At 60.1% G+C, this 21,262-nt stretch carries 19 protein-coding genes; 3 read left to right on the forward strand and 16 right to left on the reverse strand.

The annotated features are described in order from the left end of the window. Position 1: 1 nt before the first annotated feature. From JZY08_RS15550 to JZY08_RS15575, 6 genes are all read right to left on the reverse strand, one after another. Positions 2 to 1,234, reverse strand: a complete 1,233-nt coding sequence (locus JZY08_RS15550; RefSeq protein ID WP_216332370.1) for a Xaa-Pro peptidase family protein — start codon at positions 1,232 to 1,234, stop codon at positions 2 to 4. A 466-nt stretch (positions 1,235 to 1,700) separates the two neighbouring features. Further along, complete coding sequence (locus JZY08_RS15555; protein WP_216332372.1) at positions 1,701 to 3,704, reverse strand: aldo/keto reductase; 2,004 nt, start codon at positions 3,702 to 3,704, stop codon at positions 1,701 to 1,703. A gap of 36 nt (positions 3,705 to 3,740) precedes the next feature. Further along, on the reverse strand, positions 3,741 to 4,826 hold the full coding sequence (locus JZY08_RS15560; RefSeq protein WP_216332374.1) for an ABC transporter ATP-binding protein: 1,086 nt from the start codon (positions 4,824 to 4,826) through the stop codon (positions 3,741 to 3,743). A 10-nt stretch (positions 4,827 to 4,836) separates the two neighbouring features. Next, positions 4,837 to 5,673, reverse strand: a complete 837-nt coding sequence (locus JZY08_RS15565; RefSeq protein ID WP_082185888.1) for a carbohydrate ABC transporter permease — start codon at positions 5,671 to 5,673, stop codon at positions 4,837 to 4,839. Continuing rightward, a complete protein-coding gene (locus JZY08_RS15570; RefSeq protein ID WP_216332376.1) occupies positions 5,670 to 6,530 on the reverse strand; it encodes a carbohydrate ABC transporter permease in 861 nt (286 codons plus the stop codon). Before JZY08_RS15570 ends, JZY08_RS15565 begins: the two co-directional genes overlap by 4 nt. A gap of 251 nt (positions 6,531 to 6,781) precedes the next feature. After that, positions 6,782 to 8,053, reverse strand: a complete 1,272-nt coding sequence (locus JZY08_RS15575) for a sugar ABC transporter substrate-binding protein (RefSeq protein ID WP_137038806.1) — start codon at positions 8,051 to 8,053, stop codon at positions 6,782 to 6,784. 87 nt (positions 8,054 to 8,140) lie between these two features. Here JZY08_RS15575 and JZY08_RS15580 point away from each other — a divergent pair, with 87 nt between their 5' ends. Further along, positions 8,141 to 9,037, forward strand: coding sequence for a helix-turn-helix domain-containing protein (locus JZY08_RS15580; RefSeq protein WP_216333414.1), 897 nt, complete (start codon positions 8,141 to 8,143; stop codon positions 9,035 to 9,037). 144 nt (positions 9,038 to 9,181) lie between these two features. On the opposite strand, the gene JZY08_RS15585 is transcribed toward JZY08_RS15580, so the two are convergent. Beyond that, complete coding sequence (locus tag JZY08_RS15585) at positions 9,182 to 10,036, reverse strand: helix-turn-helix domain-containing protein (protein ID WP_137038808.1); 855 nt, start codon at positions 10,034 to 10,036, stop codon at positions 9,182 to 9,184. Between the two features lie 124 nt (positions 10,037 to 10,160). Between JZY08_RS15585 and JZY08_RS15590 the strand changes: the two genes are divergently transcribed. Beyond that, positions 10,161 to 11,357, forward strand: coding sequence for an MFS transporter (locus tag JZY08_RS15590; RefSeq protein WP_216332377.1), 1,197 nt, complete (start codon positions 10,161 to 10,163; stop codon positions 11,355 to 11,357). Between the two features lie 90 nt (positions 11,358 to 11,447). Beyond that, entirely contained in the window at positions 11,448 to 12,350 is a 903-nt protein-coding gene (locus JZY08_RS15595; RefSeq protein WP_216332379.1) for a LysR substrate-binding domain-containing protein, read from the forward strand. A 15-nt stretch (positions 12,351 to 12,365) separates the two neighbouring features. Here JZY08_RS15595 and JZY08_RS15600 read toward each other — a convergent pair whose 3' ends face one another. The 9 genes from JZY08_RS15600 to JZY08_RS15640 all read right to left on the reverse strand — a co-directional run bounded on the left by JZY08_RS15600 (position 12,366) and on the right by JZY08_RS15640 (position 21,047). Further along, positions 12,366 to 13,646 carry a TRAP transporter large permease gene (locus JZY08_RS15600; protein WP_003499948.1) on the reverse strand — a complete coding sequence of 427 codons (1,281 nt, stop codon included), beginning with the start codon at positions 13,644 to 13,646 and terminating at the stop codon, positions 12,366 to 12,368. Next, positions 13,643 to 14,191: a TRAP transporter small permease gene (locus tag JZY08_RS15605; protein WP_052820014.1), complete on the reverse strand. Its 549-nt coding sequence runs from the start codon at positions 14,189 to 14,191 to the stop codon at positions 13,643 to 13,645. The genes JZY08_RS15600 and JZY08_RS15605 overlap by 4 nt, the downstream gene beginning before the upstream one ends. A 55-nt stretch (positions 14,192 to 14,246) precedes the next feature. Then, positions 14,247 to 15,242 carry a DctP family TRAP transporter solute-binding subunit gene (locus JZY08_RS15610; protein WP_046800386.1) on the reverse strand — a complete coding sequence of 332 codons (996 nt, stop codon included), beginning with the start codon at positions 15,240 to 15,242 and terminating at the stop codon, positions 14,247 to 14,249. Positions 15,243 to 15,263: 21 nt separating this feature from the next. After that, entirely contained in the window at positions 15,264 to 16,166 is a 903-nt protein-coding gene (locus JZY08_RS15615; RefSeq protein WP_082185881.1) for an NAD(P)-dependent oxidoreductase, read from the reverse strand. 12 nt (positions 16,167 to 16,178) lie between these two features. After that, the gene (locus JZY08_RS15620; protein WP_003499956.1) at positions 16,179 to 16,481 is read right to left on the reverse strand and encodes a putative quinol monooxygenase; all 303 of its coding nucleotides are present in this window, start codon (positions 16,479 to 16,481) and stop codon (positions 16,179 to 16,181) included. Between the two features lie 17 nt (positions 16,482 to 16,498). Beyond that, on the reverse strand, positions 16,499 to 17,857 hold the full coding sequence (locus JZY08_RS15625) for an NAD(P)H-dependent oxidoreductase (RefSeq protein ID WP_167373937.1): 1,359 nt from the start codon (positions 17,855 to 17,857) through the stop codon (positions 16,499 to 16,501). Between the two features lie 262 nt (positions 17,858 to 18,119). Further along, positions 18,120 to 19,133: a LacI family DNA-binding transcriptional regulator gene (locus JZY08_RS15630; protein ID WP_003499958.1), complete on the reverse strand. Its 1,014-nt coding sequence runs from the start codon at positions 19,131 to 19,133 to the stop codon at positions 18,120 to 18,122. 116 nt (positions 19,134 to 19,249) lie between these two features. After that, positions 19,250 to 20,260, reverse strand: coding sequence for a D-altritol 5-dehydrogenase (locus JZY08_RS15635; RefSeq protein ID WP_216332382.1), 1,011 nt, complete (start codon positions 20,258 to 20,260; stop codon positions 19,250 to 19,252). 16 nt (positions 20,261 to 20,276) lie between these two features. Continuing rightward, the gene (locus JZY08_RS15640) at positions 20,277 to 21,047 is read right to left on the reverse strand and encodes a galactitol 2-dehydrogenase (RefSeq protein WP_216332383.1); all 771 of its coding nucleotides are present in this window, start codon (positions 21,045 to 21,047) and stop codon (positions 20,277 to 20,279) included. Between the last annotated feature and the right edge of the window lie 215 nt (positions 21,048 to 21,262).

Consider the following 21,262-nt stretch of genomic DNA (forward strand, 5'->3'; position numbering starts at 1 on the left):
ATCAGTCTAGAGACAAATCCCGCAGGGTGCGTGGCAAGCTGTTCATGCACTCTGCCCCTGCCGAGGTGACGAGAAACTGGTCCTCGATCATCAGCGCCCCTAGCCCTTCGCCATAGAAGGGCGCTTCGAGCGCCACGACCATGCCGGGCAGAATGATTTCCGGATTGTCATGGGAAAAGAACGGCCATTCTTCGATCCCGACCCCGCCGCCAACCGAATGGCCAAAATGGCCGCGATAATATTCGCTGAACCCGTCTTTGCGCATCGAGGCCAGCATGGCGGCGTGCACCGCACCGAAAGTATTGCCGGGACGGAGAGCTTCGAGCCCGCTGTCAAAGGCTGCCTCCAGCGCCTTGAAAATATCGGCCGCGAGCGGAGAGACCGGCCCCCATGAAAACGTCCGCGCGCCGTCCGACGAATAACCGTCGACCAGCGTGCCGACATCGGCCTTGATCAGCGCGCCCGGCGTAACGACCGCCGCCATATCCGACAAAGCCGGGCCGATGGATATGTAATCCCAATGGCCGCTCAGCGAAAGACCCGAGTTGTGGGCATGCGCCTGCGCGCCCGATTTCCAGGCGGCTGAAAGCTGGCCAAGCGCCGCTCCCGGCCGAACGGCAGCCGCCATCTCGATCAATCCGGCCTCGGCGGCGGCGGCCGCCCGTCTGAGGAGCCCTGTCTCGCGTTCGGATTTCACGGCACGCAGACGTTTCAGCACCGTCGAACCATCCACCCAGGTGACATCGGGAAGCGCCTGACGCAGGGCGAGAAAATCAGCGGCGGGCATGAATTCCAAGTCCGCCCCAATGCGCGCCACAGACAGCCCGCGCTCCCGCAGAAGATCGGCCAGCAGACCGAAACAGGCGGCCCGATCGAATGTCTCGGGTCTCGGCCCACCGGAATTGTGGCGGCGATAGGCATCGTCCACCTGCGAGATGTTTTCGACGTTCGACAGATCGACCATATCGATCCAGATCCGATGGCAGCGCAAATCGACATCGGGCGCGGCCCCTGCGACAAGAGGTGCGGCATGATCGCTGACGACAGCGCCCAATCTCGTCCCGGCATCGGCGGGCACCAGCGCGATTGCCGAACCCGCCCTGCCCCACATCGTCGCGACACCCGCATGCGCCCCGACCGCATAACGAAAGGCTTCCGGCTGGAAAAGCACCAGCGCCTCGATATCCGCCTCCCGCATCAGCTGCTGCGCACGGCTTCGGTCGATATCGCTCATGGTAACCCCGTAGATCGTTTGCCTGCGGTGCGAGACCGCACCGCTTATGAGCCTACGCTTTAGCAGTCGCCGGGAGAGGAATGAAGGTGGAAGATGACACCCACAACCGGAAGCTCACAATTCGGCGCGAGCGGGTGCCTCTCGTTTCTTCTCCCCGCGGGGAGAAGTCCGCGGCAGCAGGATGAGGGGGCGACGGTAGAGATATGCGGAGAGCTTGCCCCCTCATCTACCCCTTCGGGGCATCTTCTCCCCGGCGGGGAGAGGAAACGGGCGGCGACGCCTCATAGATTGACGTTCGGGGCAATCCACTGCAGAGCTGCTCACAAATCTCCCCACAGCCGCGACGTCATCCTCGGGCCTGACCCGAGGATCCATTTTTTCGGCGGGTGTGGATCCTCGGGTCAGGCCCGAGGATGACAGGTTTTTGGCAATTGCTCCCACCGCCCCCGGAGAATCCGCTAACGCCTCACGCCTCCAGCCACTTCACCTGCTCAGCCGTCAGCGCAATATCCAGCGCCGAAAGACTGTCTTCAAGCTCAGCGATGGTGCGCGGCCCGATCAACGGAATAACCGGGAAGGGTTGTGCGATGACGTAAGCAAGCGCGACGTGGATCGGGTGGCGGCCGAGTTTCCGCGCAAGCTCGATCGCGCGGTCGCGGCGATCGAAATTGCGGTCGGAATACCAGACGCGAACGATCTCCTCGTCATCACGCTTGTCCCGCCCGGCGCGGTCGGTGAAGAATCCGCGCCCCTGGCTCGACCAGGCGAAGTTCGGGATCTGACGGGACTGGAGCCATGCCTTCCACTCATCATCCGACGCCGCCACGCATCCAGCCCAGATGGGATCGAGCATTTCGGCAAGCGAGAAGTTGTTGGAAAGCGCACCAGGCACCTGTTTGCCATTCTTCTGCGCATAGGTCGCCGCCTCGTCCATGCGTTCGCGCGTCCAGTTCGATCCACCGAAAATTCCGCGAATACGGCCGCGCTGCACTTCGGCATCCATCGCATCCACGAATTCTCCAACCGGCACACCCGGATTGTCACGATGCATGAAATAGACATCGACATAATCCGTTTTCAGACGCTCGAGCGACTGATCGAGCTGTTTGGCGATCATATCCGGATAGCAGAGCGGCGAATGGGCTCCCTTGCCGATCAGCACGATCTCCTCGCGCGGCACGTTGCGGCTGGTGTGCCAGTCACCGAAAATCGCCTCTGTTTTGCCCGCGCCGTAGACATAAGCGGTATCGAACAGATTGCCGCCCGCCTCATAAAAGGCATCGAGCGTCAGAGATGCGGAGGCGAAGTTGGGGAAGAACTCGAAACCGAGCGCAACCACCGAAGCGGGCTTGGCAACACCCGGTATCTGCCGCTTCGGAACCGCATGACCGGCCACGACCTTTCCACCGGCAATATTCGCGACACGAGAGGTCGCCTTTTCGACGCTGTATTCAAGGCCGACAGAGGCGCGCCATTGGTCCATGACCCGCAGATTGCCGAGACTGTCGGCCCAGCCCATGCCGGGCGCAGCGAACTCCTGCTTGCCCTGCCTGATCGCCTCACCCGCCGCATCGACCTCGAATGAATAGAGCCAGCGGTCCTCCGGCAATTCGATGGTTTCGACCTTGTCACCACGAATGATGTCGATGCGGCCGGCGCCGCCCTTGTGGCCTGCGGCAAACCAGAAATCCTTAACCTCGATACGGCCTTCCGAACCGATGATGCGCAGCACATTGTCCTGCCCCGCCATGATCGAGCAGGAGACTTCGGCGACGATGCCGTTTGAAAATTTGAGAACGGCCGAAGCCCATTCATCGACGCCTGACTGGCCGAGATGGGCCGCACCCACAACCTTTTCCGGTTCGGCGAAGGGCTTGCCATCCACGGCGCCGGCAATCAGCCGCACCATGGATACGGGATAACCGCCGACATCGAGAATGCCGCCACCCGCCATCTCATTGGCGAAAAGCCGATGATCGGCCCGGAAAGAGCCCATGTTGAAACCGAAGCTGGAGCGGATGATGCGGATATCGCCAATGGCTCGGCTCCTGATCAATTCCACCAGTTTCGCCGTCTGCGGATGCAGGCGGTACATATAGGCCTCGCCGGCAAAGACACCGGCCTTTTTCGCCTCATGGAAAATGGCGTCGGCATCATAGGCGGAAAGCGCGATCGGTTTCTCAACCAGCACGTTCTTACCCGCCCGGATCGCCTTGATCGCCCATTCCGCGTGGCCGGTATGGGGTGTGGCGATATAAACTGCGTCGATATCGGGGTCGGAAAGCAGCGCATCGTAACCATGAATGATGCGCGCGCCGACAAAGGCGTCAGTAAGGCCGGGCTTTTCCGGATTGCGGGTGGCGATGGCCTCTAACCTGCCGGTACGGGAATGGGCAATGCCGTCTGCAAAAGTCCTGGCGATGGTGCCCGGGCCGATGATGCCCCAGCGGATCGGTTTGTCGGTCGTCATGAAATCCTCGTCTGTCATGGGTGCTTGGGAAAAGGTTCAGCGCAGGCGGGTGCCCTTGCTGTCGAAAAGAAAGGCCTTGCGGGCCGAGAGACCGACTGTCAGCCGGTCGCGATTGGCGACATCGCGCGATTCCGGGCGTTCGATCACAAGCTGCTCGCCGCCTTCCGTCCGGGCATAGACGTAGCTGGTATTGCCGAGATGCTCGGCGACATCGACATGCACGGTGAGATCGGCATCGCCCTTTCCGGCATCGGCAAAATGTTCGGGCCGGATACCGAGCGAGACCTTGCTTCCCTCGCTCAAGCGATCCCGTACAGGCAGGGTCAGCCGTACGGCGGGATCGCTGTCGAGCGACAGCGTTACGCTTTCCGCGCCCATATCGATGACGGTCGCCTCCAGAAAATTCATTTTCGGCGAACCGACGAAACCGGCAACGAAACGGTTGGCAGGGTCGTCATAAAGATCGAGCGGCGCGCCGACCTGTTCGATATTGCCCGCGCGCAGAACCACGATCTTGTCGGCCAGCGTCATTGCCTCGGTCTGGTCATGGGTGACGTAGATCATCGTGGTGCCAAGCTGCTTGTGCAGCCGCGAGATTTCCACCCGCATCTGCACCCGAAGTTCCGCATCGAGGTTCGACAGGGGTTCATCGAACAGGAAGACCTGCGGCTCACGCACGATGGCGCGGCCGATGGCGACGCGCTGCCGCTGCCCGCCGGAAAGCTGTTTCGGCCGGCGTTCCATCAACTCGTTGATCTGCAGAATTTCGGCGGCGCGGCTGACGCGCTTTTGCGTATCGGCTTTGGGATTGCCGTTCATCCTCAGACCAAAGGAGAGGTTTTCGGCAACCGTCATATGCGGATAGAGCGCGTAAGACTGGAACACCATGGCGATGCCACGATCGGCCGGATCGGCGTCGTTGACCGTCCTGCCGCCGATGCTGATATCGCCGTCCGATATATCCTCCAGCCCGGCGATCATGCGCAGAAGCGTGGATTTGCCGCAGCCGGACGGGCCGACGAAGACCACGAACTCACCATCGGCAATTTCGAGATCGGCACCGTGGATGACTTCGAGCGCGCCGAAACGCTTGACGACGTTTTTGAGCGAAAGTTCCGCCATGCGGCCTCCCTTACTTGACTGCACCGGCGGAAATGCCGGCGATGAAGTGACGCTGCAGAGCCACGAAAACCACGAGGATGGGCGCGGTGAGCAGAACCGCGCCGGCCATGATGCCGCCCCATGACACTTTGGTGAGCCCGATGAGGGTGCCAAGCGCCACGGGTGCGGTCATCATTCCTGGGCGGGAATTAATGAGAAGCGGCCAGAGATAGTTGTTCCACGAGGCAAGGAAGAGGATGATCGACAACGCCGCCATGGTGGGCCGCGCCAGCGGCAGGGCGATGCGCAGGAATATCTGCCACTCCTTCACGCCCTCGACCCTTGCCGCATCGAAAAGCTCCGTCGGCATCATCGAGAAGGACTGCCGCATGAACAGCACGCCGAGCGAATTGAACAGCGGGGGCACAATCAGCGCCACCCATGTGTTTGCGAGCTTGAATTCCCGCGCCACCATGATGAATTGTGGAATGACGACGACCGCGAAAGGCAGTGTGATGGTACCGAGAATGATGGCAATCACCACCGAGCGTCCCGCAAAGCGGTACCGCGCCAGCGCCCAGCCCGCCATCGAGGTCAGGAATACCGAAAGAACGGTGTAGATGACGGCGACGGTGATTGAGATGAACATGGCCCTGAGGAAGTCGGTATCCGCCTGCAGGTTGTTGAAATTCTCGATGAAATTGGTGGAGGGGACGAGCACGATATCCGGGCTGAAAATGCCGTAATCCGGCATGGTCGAAAACACGAACATCATCCACAGCGGAAACAGCCAGATGACGGCGAGCGGCGTCAGCGCCGCATGCAGGGCAATCTTCTGCCAGAAAAGCGATCTGGATTTCGATCTCATTTCGGCTCCCTCCCGACCCAGAGATTGAGAAGCGAAATGGCGATGGCGAGCGCCGCCATGGTGTAGGCGATGGCCGAGGCGTAACCGAAATTGAGCGAGGTGAAGCCCTGTCGGTAAAGGAAAAGCCCCAGCGTTTCCGTGCCGCCGCCCGGCCCGCCCCTGTTGGTGATGAGGAAAGGTTCGGCGAAAAGCTGCATGGTGCCGATGACCGACAGGACCACGCAGAAGAGGATGATGGGCTTCAACAGCGGCAGGGTGATGTGGAAGAACTGCTGCCGCTTGCTCACCTTGTCCAGCGTCGCCGCCTCATAGACATCGCCCGGAATGGATTGCAGCCCGGCCAGAATGATGATGGCGTTATACCCCGCCCAGCGCCAGGTGACGGCGATGATGACCAGCGCCATCGCCGCATTGGCATTGTCGAACCACGAGATTGGCGAAAGGCCAACGGAGGTGATGAGCTTGTTGATGATGCCGAAATCGGCACTGAACATCAGCCGGAAAACGGCCGCATAAGCGACCTCTCCAACGACGACGGGTGCAAAGAAGGCAAAACGATAAAGCGGGCGCACCTTCAACAGCGGCGAGTTCAGAAGCACCGCCATGACGGTCGCAAGCGCGATCATGACAGGCACCTGAATGACGAGAATGATCAGCGTATTATAAAGCGCGTTGTAAAACGCCGGATCGGAGACGAGCCGCCCCCAGTTCATGGAGGGCGCGAACTGCCAGGGATTGATGCGGGTATTCTGGAACGACAGCATGAACGAGCTGATGATCGGCCAGACCCAGAAGGTGGCGAAAATCAGGAGATAGGGCGCAAGGAACGCATAAGCGATCCTGTTCCTTGACGGCATGACGACCTCCAGATGCCGGACGATGGCCGGATAAATGGAAAAGCTTGGAAGAGGCCCGCCCTTTAGGGGGCCAAGCCATTGCAAAGCGTCGCGGCGTGTTTCTTCTCCCCGAGGGGGAGAAGGTGGCCCGAAGGGTCGGATGAGGGGGCAACGCCAGCGATGGACCGCAACCTCGCCCCCTCATCCCGCTGCCGCGGACTTCTCCCCCTCGGGGAGAAGAAATTCGTGGCACCCGCTCGGTTCCCGACCGCCTATTCCGCGACCGGTAGCCCTGTCGCCGTTTCGATCTGCTTGGCCGCATCGTCGAGCGCTGCTTTCGCATCGGGATAACCGCCTGCGAAATATTTGGTCTGCGCCGCCTTGTAGATCGCATCCGCATCCGACTGGAACGCGGTTCCGCGGCTCGGCACGATTTTCGGCAGGGTTGCCAGAATATCGGTCCAGACCGCCTGCCCGCCCCAATAGGCCTGCTTTTCCTTGACGAAAGGATCATCGATGGCGGAGAGCAGCGAGGGAACGAGGCCGAAGGATTTCAGCATCGTCACCTGCCCCTCATTGGTGGTGAGCGCATAGTCGATATATTTCCAGGCGGCTTCCTTGTGCTCGGACGTCGAGCTGATCGCCAGCGAAGAACCGCCGAGATTGGCGGCATGCGGGCCATCGGGCGTAAGGCTCGGCATCAGATAGACGCCCCACTTGCCCGAAAGATCGGGGGAGCCGGAGCGAACCGTGCCTTCATACCAGGCGCCATACATCTGGCTTGCAGCCTTGCCGGCCGTATTGGCCTGGATCTTCTCGTCCCAGATCGCGGCCGTGATGATGCCCGCGTCCTTCATTTGCTTGACCTTTTCAAGGGTCGCGACACAGGCAGGCTTGTTGATGGTGATGCTCTGGCCGTCGGTCGAAAAGTAACCGCATCCCTGCTCGTTGGCGATCATGCGGAACCATTCGCTGTCACCGTTGAAATCGGCCTGCGCCATCACCGTGCCGGGATTGGCCGCCATGACCTTCTTGCCCGCATCGGTGAAATCGTCCCAGCTCTTGATGGTGGCCGGATCAACGCCCGCCTTTTCGTAGAAGTCACGGCGATAAAACACCGCCACAGGACCGGAATCCCAAGGAACGGCATAGGCGACACCTTCCACCTCCAGTTCCGTGCGCTTGAAATCGGGAAAAAGCGCCTGCTTCTCAGGCGAGTAGCCAAGCTCGGTCAGATTGGCGAAACAATCGGGAAAACGGCTCCAGAACAGCTCCGCCTCAAAGTTCTCAATGGTTACGATGTCAGGCAGACCATCGCCACCGGCGGCGCAGGCCGCGAGCGTCTTGTCAAAAACCTGATTGTTTCCAAGGTCTTCAACGACGATCTTGATATCCGGATTCTGCTTGTTGAAGCCTTCGACCGTGGATTTCAGCGCGGAAGCCGCGACATTCCAGCTCCAGATGGTGACGGTCTCGGATTGCGCGAATGCCGGGGCTGCGAGAAGCACCAGAGCAGTAGACGCGCCAAGAAATTTAAAGCACATTGAAAACCTCCCTTTTTTCAATTGCCGTTCTTCAGCGAACATGGGCACATTACCGGCGGCAGGAAATCTGTCTCGTAAAAAGGGAACATCGATTTGGCGGAAAGTAAGATTGCTGAAAGAGCCTTCTACCAGCCGGGCGCCAGCAGCATCGAGGGCATGCCAACGACGCTGCAGCTTTTTCACAATCACCCGCCCATCATGCTCCGGCCGCACTGGCATGCCCAGGTGGAGGTGAACTATGTGATGTCGGGGTCGGTGCATTACCGCATGGGCGATCACGATCTTTCGCTTGATGCCGGCCAGATGTGCATTTTCTGGGGCGGGCAGCCGCACCAGATGGATCGCTCCTCCGACGATTCCTTTTATGCGGGCGCCCATCTGCCACTCGTGCATTTCTTCCGCATGCGCCTGCCCGCCGCTGTCTCCAGCCTGCTGATGAGCGGTGCGACGATGGTGAGCGCTGAGACCGACCGGGCCGACGCCGAAAATTTCGGCCGCTGGTTCCGTTACGTCACGTCGGGGGACCCGGCCAGGGCGCAGCACGCGGTGGAGGAATTGCTGCTGCGGGTGGAGCGCATGTTCCTTGAGCCCTATTCCGTCATATCCTCCGCCGCCAATGGCAGGCGCAAGCAGGATGACGAGGGCATGGCTCCCTCCATCGGCGTAGTGCGCATGTGCGATTTCATTGCGGCCAATTTTTTAGATGACATCGACGCGACGGAAATTGCGCGGGCCGCTTCGCTTCATCCGAAATATGCGATGAACCTGTTTCGCAAATCCACCGGCATGACGCTCATCAAATATCTGACCCTGCTCCGGCTCTCCCGCGCGCAAGCGATGCTGATGAACGGCAAGGACAATATTCTGCAAATCGCCATGGAAAGCGGCTTCGGCTCCGTCAGCGCCTTCAACAAGGCGTTTCGCCAGATCGCCGGCATGTCGCCTTCCGATTTCCGCCGCGACATGCGCGCGACGGCGGCTTAGGGTACCCTCCTCATTCCTGTGCTCGTCACGGGAATCCAGCCGACGCGCGTCTGCGCGACGAAAAGAGTCCTTTCAACCCAAAGACTTGGGCTGGCTGGATCCCTGTGACAAGCACAGGGATGAGGGTGAGTGAGCACCCCAAACCTAGCCACCCATCTCTTCGAAATCAGAAAAAGCAGCGCTGCGCTGCCGCGCCGCCTGCCGATAAGCCCGGGGTGAACTGCCCAGCATTCGCCGGAACATGGTGGTGAAAGCCGGAATGTTTTCATAACCGGCGTCGAGCGCCACATTCGTCACCGCCTCCCCCGCAGCAAGTCTCGGCAGCGATGCGAAAATGCAGGCCTGCTGGCGCCAGGTGACGAAGCTCAGCCCGAGTTCCTTGCGGAAGAGCCGCGTGAACGAGCGCCGGCTGATGCCCATGGCCGCCGCCCAATCGTCTATCTCCACCCGCGCGACCGGCTTTTTCAGGAAATCACGGCAGAGGGCAGCCAGACGCTGGTTCTCGGGAAAGGGCAACCCAAGCGGACGTTCCGGCAAACGGTTGACCTCATCCAGCAAAAGGGCCCGCACCAGACCCTGCCGGTGGAAAGCGGCCGGCTGGTGCTCCTCGCCCAGCAATTCCGAGATCAGGCTGGAGGCGAGATCGGTTATCTCCACGACCCTTGGGGCCTCGGCGTGAAACAGGTCCGGATGGACATAGATCGAGTGCATCTCCACCGTGGAGATGGTCTCGGCCTCATGTTGCAGCCCGGCGGGAATGAGAAGCCCGTGGCCGGGCGGTATCATCCAGCGCCCGTCTGCGGTGCTGACCAGCACGACACCCTGACGGGCGCACCAGATCTGCACGCGACTGTGGCTGTGGGGCGGGGTCCGGTGCCCCGTGGGATAAACGCGGCAAAGCGCCAGCACCGGTTCATTGGTGCCGTCGATCAATTTCAGGCTTCGCTCATGTTCGTCCTGCGCCAGGCTTGAAGGCTGCCGCGATTTGATTTTTGCCATTTGGCCCACTCACAAAGAAAATCGTCCAGAACACAAATGCAGGCCAGAAACAATATGAATAAAAGCGGAAAGAAATAAAGACACGTTTCCCGCCCTTCCATCGGGAATTCGGAGAGGATACATCATGGCCACCGTCACCAGCGCCGGGTTCAGCCCGCAACGCACGGCGTTTTCAATCATAGCAGCTGCCAGCTTCTGCCACATGCTCAACGACATCATGCAATCCCTGCTGACGTCGCTCTATCCGCTGCTGAAGGCCAATTATGCGCTCGACTTCATGCAGATCGGGCTGCTGACCTTTGCCTTCCAGGTGACGGCGTCGCTGCTGCAGCCGGTTGTCGGCATGGTGACCGATCGCTGGCCCATGCCATTCTCCCTGCCTGTCGCCATGCTGTCCACCTGCGCCGGCCTCATCACGCTCGCTTTCGCCCACAGCTTCGAGGTTCTGGTGATCGGCGCCTGCCTCATCGGCATCGGCTCGGCGATCTTCCATCCGGAAGCCTCGCGCGTCGCGCGCCTGGCGTCTGGCGGACGCCACGGCCTTGCGCAGTCGTTCTTCCAGGTTGGCGGCAATACCGGCACGGCCATCGGCCCGCTGCTCGCCGCCTTCATCGTCATCCCGCTTGGCCAGTCCAGCCTCAGCTGGTTCTCGCTGATCGCACTTCTGGGTTTCGCCGTTTTGTCCTGGGTCGGCGTCTGGTACACCCGCCACCGGCGCGCGAATGTCGGCAAGGCTCCGGTCAGCCGTGCACTGCCGCTGGCACGCGGCACCGTGATGATGACGCTTGCCGTGCTGGTTGTTCTGACCGCCACCAAAAACGCCTATCTCGCCAGCCTTTCCAGCTACTTCACCTTCTACACCATCGAGAAATTCGGGCTCGGCGTACAGGATGCGCAGGTTCTGCTGTTCCTCTTCCTCGGCGCCTCGGCGGCCGGCGTGTTCTTCGGCGGCCCGATCGGTGACCGTTTCGGCTCGCGCGTCGTCATCTGGTTCTCGATCCTCGGCGTCATTCCCTTCGCGCTGATGCTGCCCTATGCGAACCTGTTCTGGACCGCCATTCTCGTCGTCGTCATCGGCTTCATCTTCTCCTCCGCCTTCTCGGCCATCGTGGTGTTCGCGCAGGAACTGGTGCCGGGACGCGTCGGCCTCATCGCCGGCATGTTCTTCGGTTTCGCCTTCGGCTTCGGCGGCATCGGGGCTGCGGTTCTGGGCGTCTATGCGGATAAGGAAGGCATCGAGTTCGTCTATCGCATCTGCTCCTACATGCCCCTGCTCGGCCTGTTGACCGTGCTTTTGCCAAAGTTGCCAAGCCACCGGTAAAAGCCCTTCGCTCTCAAGCATTTCGTCACGGCAGTCACCTGTGTTAATCAACAGGTGACTGCCGTAATTCGTTGAGCGAAGACCAGCCCCATGCAGATACCGATAAAATCGATCCTTGTCTTTCACGCTGCGGCAAGGGCTGGCAGCATTTCGCGGGCGGCGGAAGAGCTGAGCGTGACGCCGTCGGCCGTTTCCCAGCAGATCCAGTTGCTGGAGGGCCAGCTTGGCACGACACTGATGGCGCGAACGGGGCGCAAGGTGACGCTGACCGAGGCGGGCGAGCGTTATTTCTCGATGATCACCGCCCAGATCGAGCAGATTACCGATGCCACCGATAGTATTCGCGGCTTTCGCTCGGTGACGACGCTGACAATCCGGGCGACGCCGACCATTTCCAACAAATGGCTTCTGCCACGTCTCGGCTCTTTTCTAGAGGAGCATCCCGAACTGGAAGTGCGCCTCGACGGCACCAACGAACCCACGGATTTTTCGCAGGAGCTTGTCGATATAGAGTTGCGCCACGGTGATGGCCGCTGGCCGGGCCTGTTCGTGGAGGGACTGGTGGAGGAGGAGTTCCTGCCGGTCTGTTCGCCCAATTATCCGAAAGCAGGTACGTATGCACCCGAAGAATTGCAAAATCAGCGACTGATTCATTCCGTCAAGGCACAGGCGCAATGGAACCATTGGTTCCCTCTGGCTGGCGTGACAGCAGAAAAGCGGTGGCGGCGGGTTCTTTTCGATCGTAGCCATATGGCGATCGATGCCGCCGTACTCAGTATCGGAGTGGCGCTGGAAAGCACATTGATGATGGAGCAGGAGCTGCGAAGCGGTGCTTTGATCGCCGCCGTTCCCGATGCGCCCCGCATCAGGCTCGTCACGCAATGGATCGTCTGCCCCCATGCCCATCTCAGGCAAAAAAAGGTCCGGATTTTCCTCGACTGGTTGCGAAAAGAGCGGGACGACTGGAAAAGTCGCCCCGCTCAGGGTCAGTAGATTGTTTTGATCGCCTCAATAGAGGCCCATGAGCCGGATAGGAGCAAGCGTCAGATCCGGGAAGAGCACCAGAGCGAAGATCGCGGCGACCAGAATGGACATGGGCGCGAGCGAGCCCTTGATCACATCCTCGATTGACATTTTCGCCACCTGCGCGACCGCGAACAGGCACACGCCAACCGGGGGTGTGACCAGCCCGAGCGTCAGGGTAATGACCATGACGATCAGGAAATGTATCGGATCGACCCCGAGCGATACGGCCGGCGGCATAAGCACCGGGATGAGAATGAACATCGCTGCAATCGCATCCATGAACATGCCGACGACAATGAGGAAGAAGAATATCAGAACCATTGCCATCGTAGGCCCGGTACTGATGTGGCCAAGGAAGACTGCGACCTGCGCCGGCAAGCCATCGAAGGTGAAGACCCAGGCAGCCAGTTTCGCCGTTGCCGCTATAAAGAGGATCGAGCCAGATGTCCGTGCCGTTTCCATGAAAATGCCGAGCAGCGCCGAAAACGGGATCGTCCGGTAAAGTATCACCGACAGAAACAGCGTGTAGACAACGGCAATGCCAGCTGCTTCTGTTGGCGTGAAATATCCGTCGACAATGCCGATCAGCAGGATGACGGGCGTCAGCATCGGCAGAATGGCCGCAAGGCCCGTCGTCACGACACGACGAACATTAAAAGGCGTCGGCGGGTTGAAGCCGTTGCGCACCGCGTAGATGTGATTGAAGACCATGAATACGAAGGCGAGAAACAATCCCGGCACCAGCCCCGCCACGAGCAGGGTTCCGATGGAGGCATTGGCAACGGAACCGGCGATGACGATGAGGATCGACGGCGGGATGATGGAAGAAAGCGTGGATGTGCAAAGCGTCAGTCCAACGGCGTATCCCTTCGGGAAACCATGACGCTCCATGGCCTTGATCTCGATTGCCCCGATGGAGGCGATGTCTGCGACGGACGAACCGGAAACACCGCCGAAAATCACCGACGAGGCGACGTTTACGTGGCCGAGACCGCCTGGAAGCCAGCCGACAATCGCCTCGGCAAAGTCGAACAGCCGTTCGGCGACCTTGCCCCGTTCCATCAGGACGCCGACAAGAATGAAAAGCGGCACCGCAACCAGAAGGAAGGAGTTCATGCCCGAAAACATGGTTTGGGCCAGAAGGTCCATCGGCATCGACGTATAAAGCGCGATGGATGCCAGGCTGGCGAGACCAAGTGCAACGGCAAGCGGAACGCCGAAGGCGCTCATGAGAAGGAAAAGTCCAAGCAGCGTCAGGCTCATGGCCGTTTCTCCATATTTCCAACGACCAGATCGGCATCGGCGAGAGGCTGCAGGCCTTCCGGCAGTTCGATGCGGTCGCGATGCTGGCGCAGGGATTCCACGATGGCGGCAATGCCGAGAGCCGCGCTGAGCGGAATGATGATGCCGATCATCCACATCGGCGTGGCAAGCGTCGCGGCGGCTTCATTCATCACATATTGCTGGCGCACCAGCGTCCAGCCCGTCCAGATCATCAGGCCGAAAAAGACGACCGACGACACGACGTAGATGGGCAGCGCGAGACGCCGCACACAGGCCGGCATCAGCGCGATGAACACCGTTACCCGCGCCATGTCGGCGGTGCGGAAGCTGCCCGCCACGCCCAGGAACACCATCCATATGAAAAGATACCGTGTCGCTTCCTCCGTCCAGGAGACCGGAGTGCCCCACATTCGGGTCGACACCTGCAAAAGCACGACGGCCAGAACCCCGATAGCGGCCAGACCGGCCAGCACGTCGGTCGCCAATCTGATGACCCTGCCGAAAAATGATGACGTTTCGTCCATAAACCTGTCCTCCCAACCGGACCGGCTGCGCGCCGGCCCGGAAGACCTGATGGCCTTACTTCTTGCCGACGGCGGCAATGGTCTTGTCAAAGAAAGCCTGATCCTTCACCAGCCCGGCAAAGACGGGATAGAGGCCCTTTGAGACTTCCACGAACGCCTTCTGTTGCTCCGGCGTCAGGCGATTGATCTCCATTCCGTGTTTCTGCAGTTCGGCGATCGTCGCTTCGGCGCTCGAGGCGTCGTTTTGCACCTTCCACACTTCCGCTTCTTTCGCCGCCTCCTCGACGGCCGCCTTGTGTGCATCGCTCAGGGCGTTGAACTTCGCGGGGCTGATGCCCAGAACCCAGCCGTCACCCATATGGTTGGTGATCGAGACGTATTTCTGGACCTCGTAGAATTTCGCGGACAATGGGACGTTGATGGGGTTTTCCTGCCCGTCGACGACCTTCAGCTGCAGCGCGTTATAAACCTCGGCAAAGGCGAGCGGCGTCGGTGCGGCACCCATCTTCTTGAAGAATTCCACCCAGAGCGGATTGTTGGGAACGCGGAACTTCAAACCCTTGAGATCATCCGGCGAGGTTATCGGGCGCTTGGAATTGGTCATCTGGCGGAAAGGGCGCGGCCACAGATCCACCGCCTTGATGCCGATCTTTTCCAGTCCGGCGATCAGCTCCTTGCCCTGCTCACCTTCCAGATAGGTGCGAAGCTGTTCTTCATCGTCAAAAAGATAAGGAATTGAAATCGCCGAAAAACGCGGATCAAAATTCGCATAGAGCGATGTGGCAAGCAGCAGCATGTCGAGCGAACCGCCTGCCAATTGCTTCACGGCGCCCGATGGATCACCGCCGTAAAGCGAGCCGTTCGGGAAGACCTTGACGGTGACTTCGCCATTTGTCTTGGCGGACACCAGCTCGGCGAACTTGTTGGCCGCGAGCGTAATTTCGGAATTGTCCGGATCCGGCGTAGAAAGTGTGAGCGTTTCCGCCTGAGCGATCGATGCAACCAGCATGGTGGCGGCGAGAGCCAGCCCGTAAAGTTTTGAAATTTTCATGTGTTCCTCCCTTTGTTGTCTCTAAACAGTTTCGAGCGTTCCTCCGAACGCATTCATGCGCTTAATTTCAAGGATCACACCGCTGTGATCAAGCTCGCCCGCACCATGCTCGACCATGGAACGGAACAGCCGGTCAACCTCCTCGCCGACCGGTAGTTTCAGGCCACGGCTTTTGGCAAAGGCCAGCGCCGTGGATGTATCCTTCAGCTGATATTTTGCCGGCCCGCCGGGGCGGAAATCGCCCTCCACCATGCGTTTCCCGTGCTGGCGGAAAACGGTGGAATCGGCGAAGCCGCCAAGTAAAGCCTGCCTTACCTGCGCCGGGTCGGCGCCGCCCTCTTCGACAAGCGTAAGGGCCTCCGCGACAGCGCAGATCGTGGAAGCCACGATCAGCTGGTTGGCGAGCTTGGCCAGCGAGCCGCAGCCCACCGGACCGACATGGGTGACGCGGCCAAGGCAATCGAATAGCGGCCTCAACGCCTCCACATCCGCCTGTTCTCCTCCGGCCATGATCGCGAGCGTTCCTTCGATCGCTCCCTTTTCACCGCCGGAAACCGGGGCATCGACATATCTGATAGCGCAAGCCCTGGCCGCCTCCGCCTGTTCCACCGCGTCATCGACGGGAATGGAACTCATCACCAGAAGAACCGCACCGGGTTTCATTGCTGACATGGCACCTGAAGCACCGAGCAGAACCTCGTTGCAAACCGGGCCGGAACTCAGCATGCAGAGCACGACATCCGCCTTCGCCACGGCGTCGGCGGCTGTCGCCGCCGGCTTCACGCCATTTTCCGCCAGAATAGCGGCTTTTTCAGCACTACGGTTCCAGGCCTTGACCGAGAAACCGGCCTCAGCCAGACGCGTTGCCATGGGTGCGCCCATGATGCCGGTGCCGATGACGGCGATCTCGCGGATGTCCTGCATTTTCTCCATCCTTCAAAGCCATTGCCGGTTCAGGAAACGCACCGGCAATTCTTCTTCGATGAGGGCGGGAAACGCCTCGCGAAACCGGTCGAGATGCGGTGTTTTCAGATGGTCGTCGAAAGCCTCACGGCTGTCATAGACCTCGTAGAACACCACGTTGTTTCCAGCTTCCGGCCGCACAACGTCGAATTGCCGGCAACCCGGTTCGTCCTGAACCGAATGGGTGGCATCATCGCGCGCCGCGTCCAGAAAGGCATCCATCGCGTCAGGTTTGACGCGGAATTCCGCGATCACCACGAAAGCTCCATTCGACATGTCCCGTTCTCCGCCCATCACGCCGCAGCGTCTTTTTGCGGGCGGAACTGGTTTTCCATATCTTGGCGAAGCTTCACCACATCCAGATCACTCACCAGTTCCACATCGTCGAAACTGACGATCTGATCCTTTTTGATGGCGCGCTTCAGCTTGACGTTATGGGCAAGGCCGATCGGCAGCGCCTTGATGTCGAGGCTGCGGGTGGCCGGGATCGCATTGGCCCACACCGCGTAACCGCCCTCACCATCCAGCATCTCGCCGGGCTGCATATCCTTCTTCGCCGTGGCGACGGCATCGCCGCGAAATTCCTTTGAGCAACCGGTCGCTTCGTTGCGCAGGACGGCGGAGAGCACGCTGATCGATGTTTCAAGACCGATGATGTGGAACGGACGCCACATGGAAGCGTACCAGCCTGAAGGATCGGTCAGCAGGCCATATTGCTTGAAGCAGGCGCGGGCATATTCATTATGCGCCTTGAAGGTGACGAAAACGCCGTAGCGGATGTTGTTGAACACCTCGCGGCCATCCGGCTCCTGGCTTGCGGCAATGTCCACGAGACCGGAGCGCGCCATGCGACCGCCATCGGCAGCGGGGCGGAAGACGCGGGCGAGATCGTGCAGACCGGCGGGCGGGAAGGCCAGACCGTCATCCGGGCAATCCAGTCCCGTGCCATTGGCGACGGCCGCCATCTCGATGGCCGCCTTGGTGCCGTCGGTGAAGGAATTGTACATTTTGGGATTGAAGTCGCCCTTGGCCACCTCTTCGTCGGTCCAGCCGAAATAGCTCCAGACCGTGTCGGGCGTCGAATAACGATAGCGTGGCTCGAAATTCATGCCCTTGCCGGCGGAAACGACCTCGAAGCCGGTGGCGCGCGCCCAATCAACCAGTTCGCAGATCAGCGCCGGCTGGTCGCCGTAAGCCATGGAATAGATCAGGCCCTTGGCACGTGCCTTTTCGGCAAGGATCGGGCCGACCATGACGTCGGCTTCGACATTGACCATGACGACATGTTTGTTGTGGTCGATGGCGCCAAGCGCATGGCGAGCGCCGGCAAGCGGATGGCCGGTCGCCTCGATCACGCATTCGATCTCGCCGCAGGCGAAAAGCTCGTTCACATCGTCCGTCACATAGGTCTTGCCGCTCTTCAGCGCATCAGCGCAGCTCGTCGCGTCATAACGCTCCTTGGCCCAGCCGACCCGGCCCAGCGATTCCCTTGCCTTGCCAACGTTGAGATCGGCGACGGCGACCATGTGGAAACCCGCAATGCGCTGCGCCTGCGCCAGCACCATGGAGCCGAACTTGCCAGCGCCGATGAGACCGACCCGCACGGGCTTACCACCGGCTGCACGCTGCGACAGAAGAGAATAGAGGTTCATGTTTTGACATCCTTCGCTGGGGAAATTGCTGGCGAGAGAACCCAGGCTTCCCGGCGAAGGCCATGCGATACCGAGGCTACGAAGGCTTCCCCCTCGCGGCACCGACAACACGACGTTTCTGCGTTCCTCCCGGATACCGGCACGCCTTTGCGCCGGTTCTCGCGGTCGCCTCCCAAAGCAACCTTGGGAGCAGAGTAGGAGTGTTCAAATATTAGTTCTATTTAGAAAATCAGATTTTTTGTTTAATTTTTCTAACAAACCTTCAGGCCGATTTGCGCAACATCAGATCGGCACTAAGAAGGATGCGTTCCCGCATCCGCGTCGTGTCATCCGCCTCTTCATTCAGCTTCTGCAACAGAAGCTCGATCGACAGCCTGCCGATCTCGTTATAATTCTGCGCCACCGTGGTAATTGGCGGGCAGGCATAACGCGACAGTGGATGATCGTCATGGCCGGCGACCCTGAGGTCGTAATCCGCCCCATGGCCGACCTTGATGCCCTTCTGAAAGGCGGCGGCAATGACGCCGAAGGCGATACGGTCGTTCGAGCACAGGATGGTGCGCGACGGCAGAAGCTCCCTTCGGTCCAGCAGCCGGCCAGCTTCGTCAAAGGCGAAACGCTCGAAATCCCAGGTAACGATATCGGGAACGTTGAGCACATGCGGTTCGAAACCGAGGCGCTGCATGGCCTCAACATAGGCGGTGCGGCGCGTCGCCGCGTTGGTGTTGACCTGCGGCATATCGAAGAAACAGGGCGGTTCGCCCGAGCGGCAGAGGTAGTCCACCATCAGGCCGACACTCTGGCGGTTATCGGTGCCGACAAAGGCCGAGGTCTCATCGAGCGGCGAATCGACATAAACGATCGGAATGCTGGCCCCCAGCTGTTCGAGCGTGGCGCGGTGGGATTTGACGCCGAGCGGGGCGATGATCGCGCCTGCGACATTCATCGACTTGAAGGTGCGGATGGCACGGTCTTCGATTTCCGCCTTGCCATCCGACGACAGCACGAAGGCAAGAAAGCCAGCCTCGTTGGCGATGAGTTCGATACGGCTCGTCAACGCCATGTAGAACGGGTCGGTCGAGTTCGGAATGATGATGCCGATGATATTGGAGCGGCGGCGGTTGAGGTTGACGGCGAAAATATTGGGCCGGAAGCCCGATTTCTTCAGCGCATCCTCGATGGCATCCCGCGTCTTCTTGCGGACCGAGGCCGGATCATTGAAGTATTTCGAAACGGTCGGGCGGGAAAGGCCGACGAATTCCGAGAACTCTTCCATCGTCCTGATAGATTTGGCCAAAGTGCTTGCCCCCATGAAATATTACATGTGGTACTCTATATCGACCGACCTTCGCACGAAAAGCCGGTCGAATACGGTTATCAACGGCCAAACGATCATTCGGCTGCAAATTGCACTTTCATCGTGGCGGGATCGGACGGCTTTTTCGTAAAGAACGGCAACATCTCCGAAAGCGGCAGCCGGTGCGACACCAGCCGCGCCATGATATCGCCATCCGTTTCCAGAATGGCGAGCGCCTGCGGTATGTTGCGGTTCAGCGAATGCGAGCCGACAAGCTTCAGCTGCCGCCGGAAGATTTCGAAGGGCGCAACCGAAATGCGGGCATCCGGCGCGCAAACGCCGAAGAACAGCGCGGTGCCGCCATCGGCAACCAGCGGGATCATCGCTTCCGCAACGGGTGCAATACCAGTCGCATCGGCGACGACATCGAAAGACTTCTGTTGCCGCAGCAGCGCTTCAGACCCGGAAACCGCTGCCTGAAGGCCGAGTTCTTCGGCGAAGGCCAGTCTGCTTTCATTGATATCGGCAATCGTCACCGTCGCGATGCCCCGGGATTTCAGCGACAAAGCAAGCAGCAGCCCGATGGGACCGGCACCGAAAACAAGGGCGTTGTCTGGCACCGGCCCGCTCTCGCCGATGCCCGCACTCTGCATGCCGTTGACGACGCAGGCGAGCGGTTCGGCAAGTGCGGCGACATGATAGGGCATGGAGCCGATGCCGTGCAGATGATCGGCGTGTACGACGCTGAATTCCGCAAAACCGCCATTATGGGAAACACCATAGGCCTTCAGCGTGCTGCAAAGATTGGTCAACCCCTTCCTGCAACTCGGGCAGGTGCCGCAGGGCAGATTGGGATCGACCACCACCCGGTCACCTGTCTTTATGCCCGTCACATCGGCGGCCACGGCCGCGACTTCACCGGCATATTCATGGCCCGGAATGACCGGAAAGGCACCGTCGCCGTAACGCGCGTGGAGCACATCGATATCGGTGTGGCAAAGCCCCGAAGCCTTGACCCGCACGAGCGCGTGGCCCGGCGGCAGATCGGCAACGCGAACTTCCGCCAGAACGGCCTGACCCTTCTCGACGAATTGAATGGCATGCATGGTCATCTCCGGCTTTTCAGCTCATCCAGTTGCCGCCGTCGACATTATATGTCTGGGCGAGAATATAATCGCTATCTGAAGAGGCGAGGAAAACCGCCAGCCCCTTGATGTCGTCAGGCGTCGCAAAACGGCCGATCGGCACGGATTTCGCCACTGCCGCCTTCTTCTCACCCGGCTTCAGACCTTCCCATTTGGCAAATTCCGCATCGACCACTTCCCAATGCTCGCCATCCACCACGCCCGGCGCAATGGCGTTGACATTGATGCCGTGCTTGACGAGCGCCAGCGCCGCCGACTGCGTGGCGGAAATGATCGCCGCCTTGGAGGCGCAATAAAGCGTAACGAGCGCCTCGCCGCGACGGCCGGCCTGGCTCGCCATATTGATGATCTTGCCACCGCGCGCCCGCTCAATCATCACATTGGAAACCGCCTTCATCATGAAAAGCGGTCCCTTGAGATTGATGTCGAAGACCCGCTCATAACTCTGTTCGGTAATGCCATTGATCGGCGCCATGTCGAAGATCGCGGCATTGTTGACGAGAATATCGATGCCGCCGAATTCCTCATCCACCGCCTTCACCACGGCATCGATCCCGGCCAGATCGGTCACATCCAGCCGGATGGCCTTGGCGGAAGGGCCGATAGCGGCGGCAGAGGCGGTCGCGCGGGCAATATCGATATCGGCGATAATCACCTTCGCGCCTTCATCAGCAAAAGCCTGTGCGAAACCAAGGCCGATGCCGCGGGCAGCGCCGGTAATCAGCGCGACCTTGTTCTTCAATCTCATGTCGTTCTCCGTGATGCATGGCGGGTACTTGGCCATGCTCGCTTGTTGTCAGATGCAATTTTTCCGGCAACCGCGAACACGGAACACCGGGTAACGATTAGATGTGACAGCACGCCCTACACCCCGTCATTCGTGTGCTTGTCACAGGAATGAGGGCGGCGGGTGCGCCAGACCGACCCATGCCGCCCGCCGCCAAAAGGCGAACGGGCGGCACG

It is taken from the genome of Rhizobium sp. X9 (assembly GCF_018873185.1).
Lineage (GTDB): Bacteria > Pseudomonadota > Alphaproteobacteria > Rhizobiales > Rhizobiaceae > Agrobacterium > Agrobacterium oryzihabitans.